This is a genomic window from Helicobacter labacensis (genome assembly GCF_003660285.1).
GTDB classification, from domain to species: Bacteria; Campylobacterota; Campylobacteria; order Campylobacterales; family Helicobacteraceae; genus Helicobacter; species Helicobacter labacensis.
The window spans coordinates 1-20397 of record NZ_QXQQ01000033.1 but is presented as its reverse complement, the minus strand read 5'-3'; the positions used below and the strand labels follow the sequence as shown (position 1 = coordinate 20397).

General features: G+C 51.3%; 10 protein-coding genes and 1 pseudogene. 4 read left to right on the top strand and 7 right to left on the bottom strand.

What is annotated here, in order from left to right:
• The 5 genes and pseudogenes from EAO33_RS08145 to EAO33_RS08125 form a co-directional block, all read right to left on the bottom strand.
• Nucleotides 1–381: pseudogene (locus EAO33_RS08145) on the bottom strand (hypothetical protein); the annotation flags it as partial.
• Between the two features lie 8 nt (nt 382–389).
• A complete protein-coding gene (gene fliN / locus EAO33_RS08140; RefSeq protein ID WP_120946252.1) occupies nt 390–809 on the bottom strand; it encodes a flagellar motor switch protein FliN in 420 nt (139 codons plus the stop codon).
• A gap of 35 nt (nt 810–844) precedes the next feature.
• Nucleotides 845–1501, bottom strand: a complete 657-nt coding sequence (gene nth / locus EAO33_RS08135; RefSeq protein WP_120946251.1) for an endonuclease III — start codon at nt 1499–1501, stop codon at nt 845–847.
• Entirely contained in the window at nt 1498–1725 is a 228-nt protein-coding gene (locus EAO33_RS08130) for a FeoA family protein (protein WP_120946250.1), read from the bottom strand. Before EAO33_RS08130 ends, nth begins: the two co-directional genes overlap by 4 nt.
• On the bottom strand, nt 1664–4660 hold the full coding sequence (locus EAO33_RS08125; RefSeq protein WP_120946249.1) for a YhdP family protein: 2997 nt from the start codon (nt 4658–4660) through the stop codon (nt 1664–1666). The genes EAO33_RS08130 and EAO33_RS08125 overlap by 62 nt, the downstream gene beginning before the upstream one ends.
• On the opposite strand from EAO33_RS08125, the gene mltG reads away from it, so the two are divergent.
• Together mltG and kdsB are read left to right on the top strand one after the other, a co-directional pair.
• The gene (gene mltG / locus EAO33_RS08120) at nt 4560–5579 is read left to right on the top strand and encodes an endolytic transglycosylase MltG (RefSeq protein WP_120946248.1); all 1020 of its coding nucleotides are present in this window, start codon (nt 4560–4562) and stop codon (nt 5577–5579) included. The genes EAO33_RS08125 and mltG overlap by 101 nt on opposite strands.
• Nucleotides 5576–6277 (top strand): 3-deoxy-manno-octulosonate cytidylyltransferase, encoded by a 702-nt coding sequence (gene kdsB / locus EAO33_RS08115; RefSeq protein WP_120946247.1) that lies wholly within the window; start codon nt 5576–5578, stop codon nt 6275–6277. Before mltG ends, kdsB begins: the two co-directional genes overlap by 4 nt.
• A gap of 505 nt (nt 6278–6782) precedes the next feature.
• On the opposite strand, the gene EAO33_RS08110 is transcribed toward kdsB, so the two are convergent.
• Together EAO33_RS08110 and EAO33_RS09155 are read right to left on the bottom strand one after the other, a co-directional pair.
• Nucleotides 6783–14351, bottom strand: a complete 7569-nt coding sequence (locus EAO33_RS08110; RefSeq protein WP_120946246.1) for an outer membrane protein — start codon at nt 14349–14351, stop codon at nt 6783–6785.
• Nucleotides 14352–14387: 36 nt separating this feature from the next.
• Nucleotides 14388–14630, bottom strand: coding sequence for a hypothetical protein (locus EAO33_RS09155; protein WP_162982265.1), 243 nt, complete (start codon nt 14628–14630; stop codon nt 14388–14390).
• Nucleotides 14631–14761: 131 nt separating this feature from the next.
• Here EAO33_RS09155 and EAO33_RS08105 point away from each other — a divergent pair, with 131 nt between their 5' ends.
• Nucleotides 14762–15091, top strand: a complete 330-nt coding sequence (locus EAO33_RS08105; RefSeq protein ID WP_235853150.1) for a hypothetical protein — start codon at nt 14762–14764, stop codon at nt 15089–15091.
• A 58-nt stretch (nt 15092–15149) separates the two neighbouring features.
• A partial coding sequence (locus EAO33_RS08100; RefSeq protein ID WP_120946245.1) for a beta strand repeat-containing protein occupies nt 15150–20397 on the top strand: 5248 nt, incomplete at its 3' end.

Here is a 20397-nt window from a genome sequence, read left to right as displayed (position 1 = left end):
GTTAAGGGGTGTGAGAATGAGGGGGAGAAATTCTAGGCGCAAATAGGTTTTATCCGCTGAGAGTTTGGCGCGCACACTAAATAGGGAGGTGCTCTTAGGGACAATAAATAACGCGCCATTTTTAGGATAAATGTCTAAAGATTGCAAGGGTCCCTGCCCAAAACGCTGTGTCTTGGGCACAAAGGGGACTATGTGTTGCAAGGTGATCACCTGATTGGCGGCGATCTGGGGGGTTTGTTCTAGGGGGTCTTTAAAGATCAAATTGAGCGCAACACCCGCGCCCTCAAGCGGGGCGATCTGGATCTGTTGCAAAACATTTTGGGCGTAGCAGAGTGAGGAGAACACCAGTACACCAAGAAACCACCCAAGAACGCGCGCCATAGAGAAAATTACATGTCCTTGGCAATGTAATAGACGATTGCGTTGGAATCGAGCACCTCATTGAGACGAATCGCCAAATTCTTCTCATAAACCATCACTTCGCCCTTGCCAATCACGCGCCCGTTCACAAAGACATCTACACTCTCTCCAGCGGGCTTTTGCAAATCTATCACCGAACCGCGCTCAAAACGCAACACCTCGCCCAAAGGGATGGAGGTCGCGCCCAAATCGGCCATGAAAGTTACCTCCATGTCCAAGAGCCCCTTGTAATCCTCTATCAACTCTTCTAAATAAGTGGTGAGTTCGATCTCCCTAGGGTTGAGAGTGGTTTGCTTTTTGATCTTGGGGTTGACCGGGGTTAACGCGCTCAAAGCGGGGTTAGTTTGGATATTGACACCTTGCACATCTTTACCGGTTTGTGGATCCATACTCTTTTCTCTCTTTGGGATAGCTTGTATTATAACTAGATTTTATTGCATTTAGCTTTAGCGCTGGGCGTTTTTTTATTTTCACATAAATCGGCTAAAAAACACACGGCGCATTGGGGTTTACGCGCCGCACACAGCGTGCGCCCTAGGGCGATCAAAGCGTGGTGCAAAGAGGCTAGATCGTCTTGGAAGAGCGCGCTGAGTTCCCTCTCTGTTTGCAAAGGGGTTTTAGCCTGACTCAAACCCAATCGATGACTCACCCTAAAGACATGGGTGTCCACCGCCAAGTAATTTTGCTTGAAATACACGGACAACAACACATTAGCACTTTTCTGCCCCACCCCCGGAAGACTTTTGAGTTGCGCTTGGGTGCTTGGGATTTGCCCTCCAAAACGCGCGCACACCTCTTTAGCCATTTGGATCAAGTATTTAGCCTTATTATTGGGGTAGGAAACGCTCTTGATACACTCTTTGAGTCTGTCTAAAGGGGCTTGGGCTAGCGCATTTAGAGTGGGGTAGAGATCAAAGAGCGCGGGAGTGATCGCATTGACGCGTTGATCGGTGCATTGGGCTGAGAGGATCACCGCGACCAATAATTCATAAGCGTTGCGGTAGCGTAATTGCGTGTTAGCCGCTCCAAAATGCGCTAATAGGCGCGCCTTGATAATGGGAGCTTTTGCATCGCGATTCATATAGGGGCGACCACTAATAACTGGGCTTCATGGGCGCGCAAAGCCACTTGGGCGTTGTGGATGGCGATGCTAAAGGTGGCGCGCTTGAGCGAGTGTTGCAACAGGGTGAATTCCACGCCTGCACAGATCCCAAAGGAGAGAAGGCGATCTTTTAGCGCGTCATTAGTGCCTTTGATCTCTAGGATGGTGTAGCGTTGGTTCTTCTGGCAATCTAGCAGAGTCATGGGGGGCAAGTCCTTTCTTAATTTCCTGCACAATGATGTCTATGGGGGTGAAAATACGCCTTAATATCTTAAAAGGAGCTTGGGCGATGTCCTTGGCTAGGGTAACTTTGACAGAAGGATCATTGAGTGTGTTACCTACCTGCACATGGGTGGAGATTTTGCCCTTATTGCCCAAGATGAGATAATTGAGAATGGGGATTTTGTTGATCACATTGCTAAAGGCTTTGATCGTGGAGATGTCCAAGGACATGTCTATTTTCTTTTTGCCCGCCATCTCGATGATGCCATCGCCATCTACATCTAAAGTTGTGCCGGTGAGTTGGATATGCTCCAAGCCCAAATACTCTGAGCTTAGCCCAAAAACCACGCGCCCCTTAGCGATCTCATAACCATGTGCGCCCAAGCGCGGGTTTCTAAAGACAATCAAAGAGGGGATGGTGTTGATGATATTGACGATGTTTTGCAAGACCTTGAAATTCTTAATGCTGGTGTTTTGCATGCGCAATTCCCCATTGAAGACTTGATCCCTATAAACCCCCGTTAGGCTATAAAGTCCCCCCCCGATCACATTTGCAGAGAGCACGCTTTGCAAAGCCAAGTTGAGATAATCCCCCCCAAAATTATCCGCCTTGACAATGACATCGCCATGGATGATGTCCGCGCGCAACATCGCGTTGTGGTAAGCCCCATCGATCATCACCCGCCCATCGCGCACCACCAAGCGGGCGTTATCCAACACTAAGGGGAAGGATTTAAAGAGGATCGCCGTGTTTTTCGCGCTAATAATGGTGGAGTTGGGGAAAATATTGTGGCGTTTTTCGTAATCCTGTTTGGCGCGGATAAACGCGCTTTCATCGCGAATCTGGGCTTTGGTGGGCTTGTGTTTAGCCGGGGTGAGCAACTCTTTGATAAAGGGGATTTTGGAGTTGAGAAACGCGTCTAAATTGAAATTGATGTCGTTGAAAAAAAAGGCGCGTTGCCCCCCCTTGATCTGCCCCATAATAGAGCCATCAGGGGTGAAAAATTCCACACTCTCGGGCTTAAAGGTGCCTAAGAAAGAGAGAGTTTTTAAGGGTGTGCCATCGCGCCGATACAAGGGGAGACGGTTTTCCACACTGCCCACAAATTCGACACGCTTGAAGTCCTTGGTGTTAAGATGGAGCGCGCCCTTTTTGATCCCAAAATAGCGCAATAGGGGAGAAATGGGGAGAAGTTTTTTTAAATCTTGGAGTTTTAGCGCATACATCCCCTTTTGCAAAGACCCTTGGATGTCTAAATTAGCGCTGTGGAAACGCCAATCTTGTTCAGCAGAAAAATCTAGGTCAAAATCTATGCTGGGCAGGGTGTCTGGGGTGGCGTAGATAATATCTTGGGTGAATCTCTCTTGGTTTTGCGCGCGGATTAACGCTTGGATACGCTGCTCTAAGATGGATTTACTCTGGGCTAAGAGATTGGGCAGGTGGGCGATGTTAGGCGCGCTGGAGGGAGCTTTGAACACGCTTCTTGTGGGGCTAAAGGGCTGGGTGTTGATGGCATTATTGGTGCTAAGTTGGATCTTATTGACATCGACGCTCCCCAAGAGGTGTTTTTGGGTGAAATCGAGGTTCATGTTCACATTTAAATCGGCGATATTGTAATAGCGCGTGTGGGTGGCGTTGATCCACATTTGGCGGTATTTGGGGGTAATGTCTAAAGTGAGGGTGGCTTGTTGGCTAGAAAAGGGGTAGCCATAGAGCAAAAAATTCCCCGGGTGCACCAGCACATCGCCCTGAATAGAGATCAAAGGGCTGGCATGGGGGATGAATTGCACGCCTAAGAGTAAATCCGCGCTAAGAAGGGAGGTGAGTTTGCTAATAGGCGGGGTGATGTGGTAGGCTTGCAAAATCTTTAGCGCGCTTTTAAACGAGGGGCTGGGGGCGATTTTGATGTCCGCGCTCAAGTAAGACCCCTTGCCCAGATTTCTAATTTGCACGCTGGAGTGCTCCAAGGGCATGTTTTCATAGCGGATATGCTTGGGGGTGATAGATAGGGTGCGTTTTTGCAAATCAAGGGCTACCTCTTTAGCCACAATGGGGGAGAGGGTGGGCGCAAAGAGCACGCGGGCGTCTTTGACAAGCGCGCGCGCGCTGATTTGATCCAAGAGATTTTTTAATAATTGCTTGTCTTTGAGGTGCAAAAGGGCTTTGGCTTCTAGCACGCGCACGCTGGAAAACTCGATATTTTCAAACAGCCATTTTTGCACGACTGGGTGGCTACCCTCAGGAAAATAGGGTTTGAGAAAATCTAAATGGGTGATCTCATTGGTGCTAAGGTCTAGATTCAAGGTGTTAAAATCGCTCAAGCCATGGATGCGCGCTTGCAGGTGTGAGGGGCGCAAAGAGGCTAGATCGTTGAGCGGGGATGCCTCTAGGGCAAAGCTTAGCTGTCTAGCGATGCTAGAGTAGCGCACATGCCCTTTGGCGCGCACATGGTAGGGGTTTAGTTGGCAATGCCACACCTCTAGGCGCAAATCCTTGTCATTTGCTAGGCTAAACTGGGAGTCTAGCACGCCCGGCCAGCGCACGCGGTAGGTTTTGCCATCAAAGCGCACATGGATTTTAGCCCTAGGGTTTATCACAATCTCTTGGACCTGCAATTCTTGGAAGTAAGAGAGGGCTAGCAGGGCGTAGCGCACCCCCTGCACAATATTATCCACACTGGGAGGGGGTTTTTTGGGCTGGTGGTTTAGCAAGGCGGAGATGTCTAGTTGACCGACATGCAAGACAAATTTATTATCGAGTTTTAGATACAATCGACTTATTTGGAGTTTGCCCACCCGTAAAGAAGAGATATGGATGCCATTTTTTAAGACTAAGAACACGCCCAATAATAACGCGCCCACCGCGCCACACAGGAAGATAAGACGGAGCATTCTTTTAGAGATCGCTTTGATCATGGGGCTTTGCTTGCTGTTTTATTTGAGTATACCTATAAAATCTTACAGCGTGGTTTACATCCCCAGTGGTTCATTGCAACACATGGCGCGCCATATCGATGCTGATTGCAACGCCCTAGACCTATGGATTTTGCGCCTAATGGGTGCCTTGGGGTTGTGGAAAACCCCTAAGAGTGGTTATATTTCTATCCCCATCGATGCTAGGGGGGAAATTAGCAAGGGGGATTTTTTACACGCTTTGGGCGTGTCTAAAAAGATTTACAAAAATGTAACCCTCATTCCGGGGGAAACCCTTTACTTCTTTATCCAAGACCTAGCCACCACTTTCAACCTCCAAGAGGACGCGCTCTATAAAGCCTACAATAACAAAGCCCTCTACAAAGAAGCGGGCATTGTGCCAGACACCTACCGCTTTGCTCTAGGGATTAGCGCGCACGCTTTAATGGACTATCTCATCGCGCATGCCAATAAACACTACGAACAACTCAGCCTTAAACTCCTAGGGCGCTACGATCCCAAGGAATGGGAGAGAACTCTCATTATTGCCTCTATTGTGCAAAAAGAAGCGGCTAATACTAAAGAGATGCCTTTGATCGCGGGAGTGATCTTCAGGCGTTTAGACAAGGGCATGCCCTTGCAAATGGATGGGAGCTTGAATTATGGCAAGTATTCGCACAGCAAGATCACCAAAGAGCGCATTTTGCAGGACAATAGCGCGTTTAACACCTATAAGCACAAGGGTTTACCCCTCATGCCCGTGGGCAGTGTCAGCAACGCGGCGATCCAAGCCGCCCTCTTTCCGGCTAAAACGAATTTTCTTTACTTTGTGAAAAATAAACAGGGTGTCCATGTCTTTAGCCGTTACTACGCTGAGCATATGAGAAATATCCGCACCCAGAATACAAAGGCTAAACCATGATTTTAATCCCGGCCAGACTCAACTCCACGCGTTTCCCCCAAAAACTCCTAGCAGACATCCATGGCTTGCCCATGCTAGTGCGCACGGCGCGCAACGCTTTAAGCGTAGATGAGGTGGTGGTGGCTTGCGATGATGTGAAGCTCTTGAATATGTGCGGGGATTTTAAAATCAAGGCGATTCTAACCAGCCCCACGCACACCAGCGGGACGGATCGTTGCGCGCAGGCTTGCCAGATTTTAGGCTTAAGCCCCTCTAGCGTGGTGCTCAATTTGCAGGGCGATGAACCCTTTTTAGAAACCCAGGTGATCGCCACTTTATTAGAACAAGCCAAGAATACCCCTTTCATGCACACCTGCGCCAAGGTCATTAGCCAGCAAGAGGCGCGCGATCCCAATGTGGTGAAGGTGGTCTTAGGCGCACAGCACGCGCTGTATTTTTCGCGCGCCTTGATCCCTTTTAGTCGTGAGGGGGGGGAGTGTCCTTTGTTGGGGCATATTGGGATTTATGGCTTTGTGGCGCACAGCCTGCTAGAGTTTTGCGCTCTAGAAAAAAGCCCCCTAGAGGAGATCGAAAAGCTCGAGCAGTTGCGCGCGCTTTACCACCACAAGCCCATCGGGGTGAGTGTGGTTACTAGCCAGAGCATGGGCATTGACACCCCAAAAGACTTACAGATCGCCCTAGCGCGCTACCCTCTTTAAGGCTGATCCTAGATGAGGGTTAAAGTGCTTTAGCGCGCGTGCAGGGTAAAACCCTCCATTTACCCAAACTTTTATTTGCCTAAGCCCAAAAAAACGATCACATAGGCGCGCTAAATAGGCGTTAAAAGGGCGTATCAAACACGACTTTAAGAACATGGAAGCCAAATGATGAGCCAAGAGAGTAAACGCGCGGGCGTGTATTTTGGCGCACGCTGTGCGCGCCTTGAGAATAAGCGCGCGCAAACCCTCATTGCGGGGGTGTAAAGTAGTTTCGTGTTTGTGCGCGTTTACACCCCCTCAAGCGTGGGCTTTAGCGCGCGCTGTGCGCGCCCCCCAATGCGCGAGGTGTGTGAAAAGAAAATCTCTTGATCTTGGCGGGTGCCATGCGCGCCCCAAATGCGGGGCGTTTAGCGTGTGCGTGCGCCCCCCAATGCGCGAGGTGTGTGAAAAGAAAAGGTTTTAAGCTTGGCGCGCCGCGCCAAAGCCCCCCCCAACTTCTTAAAATTTAGAAGTTGTAGACATAGTTGAAGAAGACAGAGACATTGCGCTTATAGCTGATGGCTTCTTCTAGCCCGCTAGCAAAGGTGCCCTTGAAGTAGTAGTTCACCGCTAGAGGGATTCTAAGCCCGATCTCAAAGCCATGGTGCTTGCTCACATTGGTCCTAAAGCCGATGTTGAGCGGGATTTGGAAGTAGCTAGTGTTCATCACCGCTTTTCCTCCGCTGTTATTAATCTCAGCCATCAAGGTTTTATAGTAGCTCGCCCCTTTGACATTCCAGCTAGAGCCCGCCAACATCAAGCCCGCAAAGAGCCCGCTAGTGTATTTGGCGTCCTTGCTTTCATAGAAGTTATACAAAGCGTCCACACCCGCGCCATAGACGAAGTTATCCAATTCGCCCGCGTTGTAATCCATGAAAGTCCCATGCTGGTAGCTAAAGCTAGCATAGTAGCGCAAGCCCCAGCGTTTCTTTTTGCCAAAGAATTGCTTGTAACCAAACTGCACATCAATCCCATACATGTTCCCGCTGGAGTTATTAAACACCATCTGGCGTCTACCAGGGCTAGGCGCGTTAGCTACGCCAGTAACTTCAAATTGTGCCCCATTGCTGGCGTATTTGGTCTTAGCCGCGTTGGCAAAAGTCAAAGCGTTTTGGATCGCCTTGAGCGCGGCGATCTTTTGAGCAGGGGTGAGCTGGCTGATATTGCCATTTGGACCCTGCAAGACCATCGCCTGCACACCAACAGCCACCCCAGAGCTAGAAGAGCTAGAGCTAGAGCTAGAGCTAGAAGAACTAGAGGCGGTGCTAGCCAAACTCTGCAAGAGGGCTTGCTGGAGGCTGGTGAGCGCGCTGATAGCGCTGTTGATGGCCGCTTGCCCTGCGCTAAAACTCAAGCCCGTTTCTGTGATCTCGCTATAGAGATTATTGAGCACGCTAGCGACATTATACACGCTAGCCGCGTATTGGCTCACATTGTCTAGTTGCCCCTTGAGGTTGTAGAGCAGGGTTTTGACATTGTAGCCTTGGGCGATGAGCATGCCACTTGCGCTACTCACATAGCTATCCACCAAGCTAGTATACCCCTGTGTGCTCATCGTGCCGGTTTCTACCTGAGAGAGGGCGTTGTTGAGCGCGGTTACCTTACCACTAGAGCCCACTAACCCGCTCAAAGCTTGGGCTGCTGGGTTAGCCGCGATGGCGCTGTTGATCGCCGTCATTTTGTCTTGCTGGGTGGTTAAATTGCCAAGCAAGGTTTTGATCGCGGCCACCACTGCCGGACTTAAAGAGGTGTTAGAAGACAGGCTAGAGATAGCTGTCCCATTCACGGTGTAATTTCCATTGAGCATTCTGAGCAGATTTTTCATGCTCAAGGTGTTGTCTACCGCGGCTTGTAAAATGTCTTGCGCGCTGGTGGGACTGCTTCCAGAGGCGTTGAGCAGAGGCGCAAGGGCATCTAAAGCCTGGGTGTAGGTGGCCGCATTGCTAAGAGCCGTGTTAGCCGCCGTGTTGGTGAGGCTGTTTAGGGCGTTAGTTACAGCCGTGGGACTCCAGTTGGTGGAGTAGGTCCCAAAATTAGAAACCACACTCGAAGCCGCGTTGTAGAGTGTTTGGGCTAGGGCGGGGTTGCTAGCCGCAGCGTTGCTAAGAGCGCTAAAGAGCTGCGCCACCGTGGTTGTGCTAGCAATGGTTGTGTTTAACTGGGCGCTTGCCCCAGAATAGCCCCCTAGGTCTTGAATCACCTGGGCTGCTACTAGGGCGGTGATCTGATTAGCGGGGGTTTGCCCGGCTACAGTGCTTGCCGTGGCGGTGCTCAAGCCCTCACCGCTGGCGTTCAAAAGGCCTGCCACGGTGTTGGTGTTAGAAGTATTATTGGTGTTCACATACCCTATCACCGCCTGAGTGGGGCTAACAGCTGGGGCGGTGGAGCTCGTGGAAGTGGTGGCGATCGCCCCATTAGCCACCTTAAAAGGCGCGGCGACTTGATCGACTCGGTTGATCAGGGTTTGCATGGCATCATAATAGCTCTTGATGTTGGTAGTGTTATCCCCAACCCAGTTTGTCAACCCTGCACCAGAACTTCCTTGCAACACCCCATTAGCCACCAAGTAAGCCTTATCCAACTGGTGGGCGGCTTGCAACATGGCTTTCAACTCTGCAGGTGTGTAAAGAGTGGTAGCCGTGGGGCTTGCAGGGGGGGCTACATAAGAGCTAGAACTTGTGTCTAAAAGAGCGTTCACCGCTCCTAGCACATTAGTAGCAGGGGTAGCTCCTGCTAGCGCGATGTTTTTTAGCGCGTCCACCAAGGTTACTACAGTGGTGCCTGTGAGAGCAGCTGCTGCAGTAGCACCTATCACCGGTGCAACAGCGGCCCTGACTAAGGGGAGCAGGGTAGCCCCCGCGCCAGCGGTGGGTGTGGTGCCATCTAAATAGGGCTTGAGGGTGTCATTATCCTCCACTGTGCTTATCAAGCCTTCCAACAAGAGCGGGGCTTGGGGGCTGCTCATGGTTACGATATTAGTCCCAGGGTTCGCATTGACCAAGGAAGAATACACCCCGGTGCCCGCTATGGCAGTGCTTCCAAGAACAGTCGTAACAGCCCTAAGCGCTGCGTTCATTTTGTCGATGTCCCCCGTGGTCGCCGTAGTCGCCGTGGTCAATCCCGCATTAAAACTCCCGTTGCTAGGATCAAACACCCCACCGCTAAAATTCTTTTGCAACCAAGAGACATCTTCCATAGCCTGCAGGATACTCACCTTCCCTTGGACATTAGTAATATCCAATGTTGGCGTAGCCAAATCCCCCGCCTTGAGCAAACTAGCAAAGGCGGTGTTGGTGTTAGTGGAGACGGTCAACCCCGTAGCCGCGAAATTTTGCGCTAACCCGCCCCCATTGTCGCTAGAGGAGCGTGAATAGGCGTTCATCAAATTGCCAAAAGAGCCCACAAGCGCGCTAGCGTCCGCGCTGCTTTGCCCGGGCGCAAAGTTGTTGATGAGATTGTTGATAGCCCCTAGCGCGCTACCCATTTGGTTAGCAATCTGGGTGCTATAAGAGATCCCCGGGATAAAAGCCCCCGCGCTGCCATCAAGCCCATTGATGAGGCTATTCCACGCGGAAATATTGGTGAGGTCGGCACTCACGCTAGCCATAGTGCTCGCGTAAGCACCCGAGAGGGTGTAATTATCGCCAGCCGCTGTAACACTGGCCACATTGCTGATGTCCGTAGAAACAGCGCTGTTGAAGAGCCCGGTATTTGCCATGCCACGGTTGGTGTTGGTGATCAAGCCCTTGAGCGCGCTTTGGTAGCTTGCGGAGTTGGCAAGATAGTTTTTCTCCATCAAGAGCGCGTAGGGGTTGGCATCGATCGCCGTTTGGATTTGCCCCTGCAAGCCCTCAAGATATTGCAAGCGATCCACCAAGGTTTGGAGCTTGTTGAGGCTAGAATTCCCGGTCATGGTAATCGAGCTAGAGGTGGTGAGTGTGTCAAAATTCTTGTTCGCGCTGGCGTAATTGACCACAGAGCTAGCGATCTGCGCGCCCTTGCCATTGGTCAAATTGTTGAGCAGGGCTAAATTGTGGTTGTAGCTATTGAGCGCCTTGATGAAAGTTTGGGCGTTGGCAGAGGTTTGATCTGTGGTGTTCAAATAGCCCAAGAGTTGCCCATAGGCGTTAGCGGCCGCTTGGGCGGCTAAATAGGCGGTGGCGTTCCCGCTCCCCGCTGTGGTGCCTAATAGACCGGTTGTGGTGATCGTGCCTGAAGTGCCTGTCAAGGCGTTATTGGCTTTGTTCAAGGCGATCCCATCTTGGATCATCTGGGCAACCCCAGCGGCGTTAAACCCAGAGGTGGTAGAACCCGGGTTGAGGGTGCTGCTGGAATTAGAACTCCCGCTCACCCCGCTAGTCGCCCCGCTGATGATGCCATAGAGGGCTTGCACAGGAGTCTCTGTCCCGCTTTTCAAGGTGGCCGCTTGGGCTAGGCTGTGGAAAGCATTCCAAATCGCGCTAGGATCGATGGTGCCCGTGGTGAGATCAGAGATCGCCGAGGCGACCGCGGCGTAGTTATTGGCAGCGGCGTTGCTTTGTGGGATATTTTGCAAAGCCTGCACCAGCGCAGAGAGTTGCACCCCGGGTTTTAAGGACTCCACTAGATACGCGCCCTGGGTAGCGATATTGCTCACAAGGCTAGCAGAAGCCCCATTTGAGGTCGTGAAAGCCGCTTGGTAGTTGGTGGAGGTGGAACCGTTGCTCTCCACTACATTGCCTAGCAAATTGGTCAAGGTGGAAAAATTTTGCAAGTTAGTAAGATAGCCTTGCGCGTTGGAGGAGCTAATGCTATTGACCTGCACCCCAGAGATGGTAGCGTTGGCGTTATTATTGCCTAGCGAGTCGACGGTGCTCAAGTTATTAGCCTTGCTACTGCTAAAGAAAGTGGGGCTGGCTGCCCAAAGTTTGCCCACCGCAGTGTTGAGCGCGCTTAGGGCTGTGAGCGCGTTGCTAGTGGAGCTGCTAGAGCTGGTCCCAAAGACTTGTTGGTAGGTGTCCCCACTGGCTAACAAATTGGAAAGACCGGTGAGTTGGGTGGCAATGGTGTTGACTGCGGCGTTAGCCAAGCCCAAATTTTGGGGTGTGATGGAAAACTGGCTAGCCAATCCAGCGCTTAGGGCGATGGTCCCATCTGAGGTGCTATCATAGCCATAGTAGGCGCCATAATCGTTGCGGATATTTTGCAAGGTGGTGTTCAAATCTTTCGCGCTAATGGTGCCATTGTCAAATTGCTTGGCGATGCTAGGACCTAGCAAGGAGAGATCTTTCATGAGCTGCGGGGCGTTGCTAACCAAGTTTTTAAAGGTCGTAGTGGTGGGCACAGCACTAACCTGGTTAGTAGCAAAGCTAAACTGGTTAGCAGAGCTCAACAAGGCGTTGGCGTTCACCAAAGCCGCCGAGGTTTGGGACTGCCCTGCAGTTGTCTCTTTAAAGGCATTGGCTAGGGAGATGAGTTGGTTCACTCCGGCAATGGTGGTGTTAGTGCCATTGGTGATCAAACCAGCCGCCTCTTTTAAGGAGCCGGTGCTGGTGCCAATCAATGTTGTTACTGTTATATTAGTACTGCTTGCAACTGTCGCGCCAGTGGCGATACTGGCTTGTAAGAACGCGCCCACATTGGAGGCGTTGATCGCTTCCCCCCCGCTCAAGCCCACCGCCTTTAGGGCAGCTGCTTGTGCTGGGGTTAGAGAAGTAGTAGCTATGGTGGTCAAGCCCGCGGTGGCTACGGTTTGGATATTGCCCTCCAGAGTGTTAAAGGTGTTGATGGTAGAAGCGAGGGTGCCTGCCGTGGTGTAGCTTGCTACCTGAGAAATAGCCTCTAACCCCCCGATCCCCGCGGCGATCTGCTGGGGTGTGGCAGCGGGGTTGAAAGCACTAGAGGATACTCCAGAGAGATTCGCGCTGGCTTGATTAGAGCTAAGCCCGGTGAGATTAAAACTGCTATTGAGCAAGCCAGAGATGGCCGCTCTAGTCTGGGCGATGAGTCCATTTTGCGCCGCGCTAGCCCCTAGCGCGTTGTTGAGGTAGGTGAGCGCGCTAGCTTGGGCTTCTTGATTGCTCACGCCACTTTGGGGCGCGGTGATCGCGCCCACATAGGTGCTAAGCAAGTCTTGGGAATAAAAGATCGCGTTGATATTGTTCAAGGTTTGCGCGGGGCTGTTGGTGGTGAGAGTGGGCGCGCTAATGGCGTTGTCCACCCCGGCATTGAGGATATTGGCGATATTGGTGGAGCTAGAGAGCATGGCTTTAAGCGCGCTGGCGTTATTGCTGTAATTGAGCGCAGGACCTAGGATATTGCCAATTTGGGTTGCTAGGGACTTGGTGTAGCTGGTTTGGTTAGCCACGCGCCCGGTGATCCAGCTTTGGGCGTAGGTAGCCCCACTCGCCGCATAGGGGTATTTGCTTGTGGAGCTAGTGCTAGGTGAAGCGCCCGCACTGATATTGGAGCTCGTGATATCGCCTGTTTTGGTGTAATCTGGGCTAGCAGAAACAGTAAGCCCCGCGCTTTTGAGGACATCCATGAGGGCTTGGTAGGGGCTGGTGCCCGAAGAGGGGGAAAAGACCGCCGCGATCTTGGCGGCATTGCCCGCGTTGATCGTGATGGAGTTTGTGCTTTGGTAACTATTGATTTGCAGCGCATCGGCGATAGCACCCCCTAGGCTAGAAGCCCCTGTCGCCCCTTGCAATTCGGAAAGGGTGTTAGTGCCCGTGCCAGGGATGAAAGTGCCCACCCCAGTGCTAGGATTAAAGCTCACAGTGCCCCCCGTGGTCAAAGTGGCGTAGGCTTGGTAGACCGCCTCATAGGCGTTAGGGTTGACTAAGCCCTGCAGAGCACTAGCCACTTGGGTGAGGCTGGGCGCGGTGCCAGAGGTGACATTCATGCCAGCAAGCGCGCTGAGAACATCATCTAGGCTATTGGCAGCGCCAGTGGTGGCGTTGACATTGAGTGTGTCGTTAGCCAAAGTTTGGAGGTTGGTTAGAGTGGTGGCGTTGCTCAAGGCGGTGTTGATGGTGTTGTAATTGCCATTAGCCCCCACGCTGGAGGCATTGATCCCCCCTGAAACTAGGGAGTTGATCTGCGCGTAGGCTTCTAGTAGGTTGAGATTGTCGGCACTGAAGCTATAGGGATTGGTGCTCGCTCCAGAAGTGCCAACAAGCTGACCGCCGGTGAGATTGTTGATGGCGTTCAAAGAGTTGAGGGTAAAACCGCTAGTGGCGGTGCCATTTTTAGCCGCTAGCAAAGCCGCGCCAGCCCCTTGGATCGCGCTAAAGGCGCTATTGTAATAGGTGTTGTAGGTGCTAAGGGTGGGCGCGCTCAAATTATTGCTCGTGTCCATCGCGGCGGCGATGTCCTTGATATTGCCATAGATGGTGCCAAGCAAGTTGTTCGCGCTTGTGAGATTAGCCCCACTGGCTAATTGGCTGGAGCTCAAATTGCCCTTCGCGCCGCTGGGGCTGGTGGCGTTGAGGGTGTAGTAATTGTTCGTGACCGCCGTGCCGGGGTTTAGGATATTATCCGCCCCATTGAGAAGCCCGCTGAAGGCTAGGCGGTTGGTGTAGCCAATAGTAGCCAAGTTTTTATCCGCGCTGAGCAAGCCCCCTAGAGAGGGGAAGTTGTAGATATTGTAAAAGGTGTTGGTGGCGCTATCCCAATTGTAACTATTGAGTAAGCCATTGAGCCCATAGAGGTTGTAACTGCCCCCCGGACCGCCTGGGTAGGGGTTGTTGGTGCTACCATTCCCAAAGGGGTTGGCAGTGCCAGAAGTGGCGATTCCAGAACCCTTGAGTAAGCCGCTACTAGAGGTGATGCCCGCGGGGGTGCCTGAGCCCCAGCTAGCAGAAGCACCTCCGCTGTATTGCCCCGCGTTGCTATTGCTGGGACCATAGAGTTCATAAGAGCCCCCCAAGAGCCCAGAGATAGAGTTGACAACATTGATGACATCTATCTCTGTGGCATCCAAAGAGGGGACGAAGTTAAAGCAGGCGCACAAAGCTACGCTGAGCGAGCGTTTGTAAGAAGAGAAAAGTTTCACGAAACTCCTTTGATATTGCGTATGTGGCGTGGGGGACTAGGGGAGCTGAAGCTTGCTAGAAGGGTTGGGAGTGAAGATCGAAGAGTTCGCACTCCCCTGACCGGGTAAGGTAATGTTGCCATTAGTCATGGGTTCCACGCTGTAGGCGTTGCGTCCGGGCACAAAGAGGGGACCTTGGGGCGAGCCGCTATTACTCCCCGTAGCCTTTGTCATATTAGAATACTGAAACCCCACAGCTCCATAGAACCCAGAGTTTTCTGCACTGAGCATACAGGGCATAGCCACTAAGAGACCAATAATGAAACTTCTGCGTCTAATTAAGGTTAAAATAAGTAACTTTTTCTTAGAATTGGGGACGCTCAGATTCCCAACTTCTGGGCATTTCAAGCACCTCAACGAAAGGACGAACAATGAAAACGAATCGCTTTAAATCTGGTATTCTCAAATCAAAATTTATCCCTAAATTTCTAGGGATTGGTCTCTTAGTGGCTATGCCCTGTATGCTCAGTGCAGAAAACTCTGGGTTCTATGGAGCTGTGGGGTTTCAGTATTCTAATATGACGCGCGCAAGCAGTAGCAATGGCACTTTTGGAGAAATCGCGCCTTCTGGAGAGGTCTATAATTTCTTCCACAACCAACCCGGGGTCGCCCCAACTATCCCTAGCTCGAGCGCGAATACCTACAATACCCCAAGTAACAAGGCACAACTTGGGGTTTCTTGCAGTGGCCCTCAATGCTAAGGTTCTGGTCTCTTTATTACGCCACAACATTCACAACACTTTAATCTAAAGGACATTCGTGGATAAATATCCTCTCAGAACTCCTAATTCCAAGGGGTTTATCTCTAAAACCTTGAGTCTAGCTCTTGGGGCGTGCTTTGGGCTCGTTCCCTCAGTGGACGCTGAAGAAGTCAATGTGATCAGCATGGTTAACTCCATCTCTGGCATCTTGGGAGGGAATTATACCCTCGGTGCTAATGGTAACTGGACCGGCACAGCAGATCAAAGCTTTGGGAGCGCGATCACCCAAAGCAATATCACCAACCCTGCAGGCAACCAGCCCTATTTTGGAGATGGTAGCCTCAACAATCCCTATAACACCGGGGGCGCTTCTGGGGTAACTTCAACCATGTCTTCTGTGTTGAACAATAACCTCTATGGCAATGGCGGGTTGTTGAGTAACTATAGCACTCAGGCTAATATTTACGATTTTTCGAGCATCAATCAGGTGTTGAGCAACATGAGCGCGAATAACTCTGTGGCCTATGGTTACCGTAGTGCTTTTGGAGGCGTGGGCGCGACCAATAATATCCTCTTGCCTGGTACAGGTGTGAGCAATAATTACTACAGCATTAGTAACCAAAACGCACCGGGCTCTTTGAGCAACACCGCCACGGTTACGGGAAATTTTGGTTCTAGTTCGAATTCTGGCTTGTTAAGCACCCCTTCTAATGCCGCTAGTGCTAACGCTCTACTTGGCAATATCTACACCAATATCCTCAATATCACGGCGGGTGTAAATGTGCTCCCCGGCTCTAGCGCAAGTGCTGGCAATGCGCTTAGCACCTATTCAACTGACCTGCAGGGGGCTTTTGGCACGGTGAGCAGTGTGGGGGGGAATTTTGTAGGCGCGCTCAATAATAGTAGCTCTTCTAGCGCGTTGAGTGGCGCGCTTAGCACACTCAATACAGTGCTCTATGGCTCTAGCACCACGGATAAGCTCATCTCTAGCCAAACGGCCAGCGATTCTAATGCCTACACCGCTTATAGTGTAAACTCCTCTGGTCTTAACACTTTGCAAACCATTGATGCCATCGCTTCAGCCATCCCTGGAGGGCTTGTGAGCTCTAATGGTAGCGGGACTTACACCATCAACTCCAATTACACCGCGGTGATGACGAATTTAAAAAGCATGGCTTCTGATATCAGCGTGATCATCAATGGTGTGCTTAACACTCCCTTGAGCGATGTAACCAGTGTTACCTCCTCCAATCAAAACGCAATGGGCAATCTTAGCACCGTGTTAGATGCCCTAGCCAACCTCACCGCTTCTAAGAGTTACAACCAAAGCGCGGTGGAAAGCGCGCTCAAGGGCTTGGTTAACCCCAACACCAATATTGGTACTCCAGCATCTCCAGGGACTATGGGAACCGGGACGGGGACCGCTAGTGTTACCAATGGCTATGAAGCGGTTTACTACGCCTACACCGCCTTGATGAAGAGTTCGGCTTTGACCAATTTGCAAAGCGCGCTTAGTGCTAACGCCTCTAGCCCTCTCTCTCTAGGGCAAACCCTTAAAACCGCCTTTGAACTCGACCAGGCTTTGAGCGCGGCTAACAGCGGTGTGGGCAAGAACTCTGGACTGAGCAATTTCTTTAACACCGCGAGTTTTGATAGTAGCACTTCGGGGGCCACCATGCTCAAAACCCTTTATGAAGCCTTTGCTTCGGGAAATAGTAGCAATTCTTATAACACCCTTGAGGGCGCGCTCTCCAAATTGAGCGCGCTAGTCAACACCAACGCGTTCACCTCTTCAAATGTGGTTACTGCTTCTTCTGCGCCTCTCTCTGGGGGCACTGCGAATGCTAACACAACTTACCCTGTAAGCGGGCAGTTGGCTAATAGTAAAAATGTTACCACTTCTTGGAACGCCCAAAGAGTGCTCAACCAAAACAGCTATGAGAGTACCTTTAATAGTGCTCTAGCCCAGTTGCTTGCCCAAGCGATGACCTATAGTGCCAACACCCAAAGCCTCTCTAGCATGCTCAGTAGCACCGGGGTTAGCCAACTTGCCAATATTCTCAACGCCGGAATTAACAACGCTGCGGCTAACTACCTCTATGACCAGGGTCCCACATCTCCCTTTAGCTCCGGAACCGGGCAAGGTGCTGGAAAAGTGGACGCGCTCAACCAACAAGCCCAAAATCTCAACAATATCCAAGCGATCTTCAACTCTGAAAATCTGCTCAATAGTTATGTGAACGCGATCACCAAAACCTACACCACAGAGTCTAATCAGGAAGCCCAAGCTAGCGCGCTCACCTACTTAGCTAGCGCGCTTGGGGCGGGCAAAGCCCAAAATGGTCTGATCGCACAAACCAAACAAGCCATTTATGACAATCTCAACCAGAACTTTGCTTTCACTAGCGCGCTCTCTCAAGCCGATATCGCTAAACTAGGGGGGGCTGTAGGGGGCTTGCCCACTACCTTGCTAAACCCTAGTATCACTATGGGTCAGCTAGCTACGGGGTTTGATGCCTTGAGCTCCGCAGTGGGGATGATAAATGGGCTCACCTCTGTAACCTCTAAAAATGTTACTACTGCCTATAGCACTCTAGAAAGCGGACTTGGGGCGGCTATGCAAGTGCAAAATCTCATCACCTCTGTGGGTAGTGCTGTGCCTGATCTTAACACCGTTCTAGCCAATATCATCAATGGCACAACTACAGATTTGAGCAAAATCGCAGGTTGGTCTTCTCTGTCCAGCGATGTGCAAAACGCCCTAGAAGATTTGGCTGGGGCCACCGCTAAAGCCCCCAACACACCCACCAAAGCTAGCCCCTTGACCACCCTCTCTGGCTTGCTAACTACTGGTACAGCCGGGCAGGGTTTGGCCTTTGGGACCTCTACTATCGAGCCCTCTGATGTTGGGGCTCTCCTGGGCACTGTCAAAACACTCGTAGGCTATGCTAGCTCCATTAGCGCGATGCTAGCTCCCAATTTCACCAGCCAGCTCTCCAGTGTGGTGGCTGGTTCTAACTTGGCTCAAGAATTGGCTAATGCCATGAACAATGCCTCCACCTTTGCAAGCAGTGTGGGCAACCTAGCCCCCAGCGTGGCTTCTCAATTTGAAAATGGCACGCTCAGTGCTACAGACATCAGCGCGCAGATCGCCAATATCAAGAGCCTTATTGCGCCCTATGAGGCGATGGGCACAAATGCTAGCGCGAGTAGTGGTACCCCAGCCCTTAGTATCGGTTTGTCAAGCTATTTGGGCAGTGGGGTGAGCGCGGTGCAAAACTTGGGCTTTGCTAGCGCAGCAGTAAACACCTTGAGTTCTCAACTAGGCGATTTGCTCCCCTACTTGAGTAGCACGGACACCACCAATGGCTTATTCACCACCACCAATTTGAACAATATCAGTAGCGCGTTGAGCGCGCTCAATAGCGCGGTGGGTAATCTTTACAACGCCTCTAGCACCCTCTTTTCTAACGCCAATCTCAACACCACTTCTAACATGAATGGACCTACTAACTCTGTGATCGGGCTTGGGGGCGTAGGAGGTGTCGCTTCTAATAGTAATGCTAGCGCGTATTTGACCAATCTTAATAACCTCTACACCCTCTCTAGCTTGATTGGGGATTTTGTGGGCAACAACGCCATGAGCACTGCCTACACCTCCTTATTTGGCAATAACGCTAGCGCGGCTAGTGGGCTCATCAATGGGAGCGCGCAAACTAATATCGCCGCGCTCACCAACACAGCCAATTTAGCCACTGGGGCAAGCTTGACAGAAGTGGTTAGCGCGCTCATGCCCATCCAAGCCCAATTGGTAGCCAACACGATCACCCAAGACCAAGCTAACACCGCGGCGACTAATGCCTTAGCAGGGCTAGCCGCCTCAGGTAAGGCTAGCACACTTTGGGATGCCTACCAAAGCGTGATGGGCTTTGGTGTTGTTTCTAAGGTAGCCCAGACCGTCAATTATGTCAGCGGGATCAATAAAAACCTCGCCCAAGCTAGCCAACAAAACCTCAGCACCGCTGCAGGGATCGCCCAGGTGCTCACAGATGCCAACAATCTCTACAACGCCAATAAAGCCCTTGCTAGCGTGGTAACCGGAGGCAATAACACCAACAATTTTCTCACTGTTTCAGCCAGCTCTAGCGCGGCTAATAGCGCGAGCAATTTGAACGCGGCTATCAGTGCGGCGAATGCCTTTGGGAAATTGCTCCCCTTCATCAAGAGCGCGGATCTAGGCGGGACAAATGGAGCAACCACAGTTAGCTCTATAACCACCCTCATCAACGCCATCAATAGTTACAACCACAATGTTACCTTGCTCAACAACCTCACTAATTCTCAGGGGGGCAAGATCGCCGGGGATGTGCTCAACTACTTGCAGGGTCAAACAGACTTTAAGAATCTCAGTAACCAAGAACTCACCAAGCTCAACGAATTGCAAACTCTGTTGAATCGCTTGCAGTATCTAGAAGGGGTACAAAGTCAGGTACAAAGCGCGATCGCCACTAACCCCTTTGCAATGGTTATGCAAAAAAACCAAACTGTGAAAGCCGATGCCTACCAGTCTGCAGCCAATAACTTGGTTACCTATGGCACAAATCAGGGTCTTTTCAACGCCACCCTCTCCTCCACCCTCAACACAGGGATAACGCTAAATTCTGGATCGCAAGGCGCGGATCTCTCAGGGAGTGCCTATGGCAACACAGTCGCTTTGGTGAGCAATGACCTTAGTAATGTGAGCGCGTGGAATAGCATGATCAACCAGCTCAACACCTCTGATAGCATTTTGCAAAATCCCGCCCAGAGCGCGACCACGCCCATGACAAGTTTGAATAGCATCGCAAGCTCTGTCTACAACTTAACTGGTTACATGGCTCCAGCTACCACGAGCAATAACGCCATTAGCACTACAACAGCTTCTAGCACCTTTGGGAATATGATCAACGCTTACAGCACAATCGCCACAGAGGCTAATACATTAGGTCAAAACCTCTTTAACATCAACTCCCCTACGGGCAATATCACCATCGCCAATGTTACAGGGGAGATCTTTGATGGGAATAGCTCCACCTTTTTACAAAGCATGGAGGGCGTGGTTACCCTAGGGAGTATGCTTAAACCTTTTAGCGGACAAACCAATGGCTTGAGCTCCAATGCAACTCTACTTGGCAATGTAGCCACTGCGGTGAACACCACTCTTGGAGCAGAAATTAGCGCAATAACCACCACTTTTACCGGTGCTGGAGGCGGGGCTTTTAGCTCTATCTCTGATCTTAGCACGGGCATCACTGGTATCACTAGCA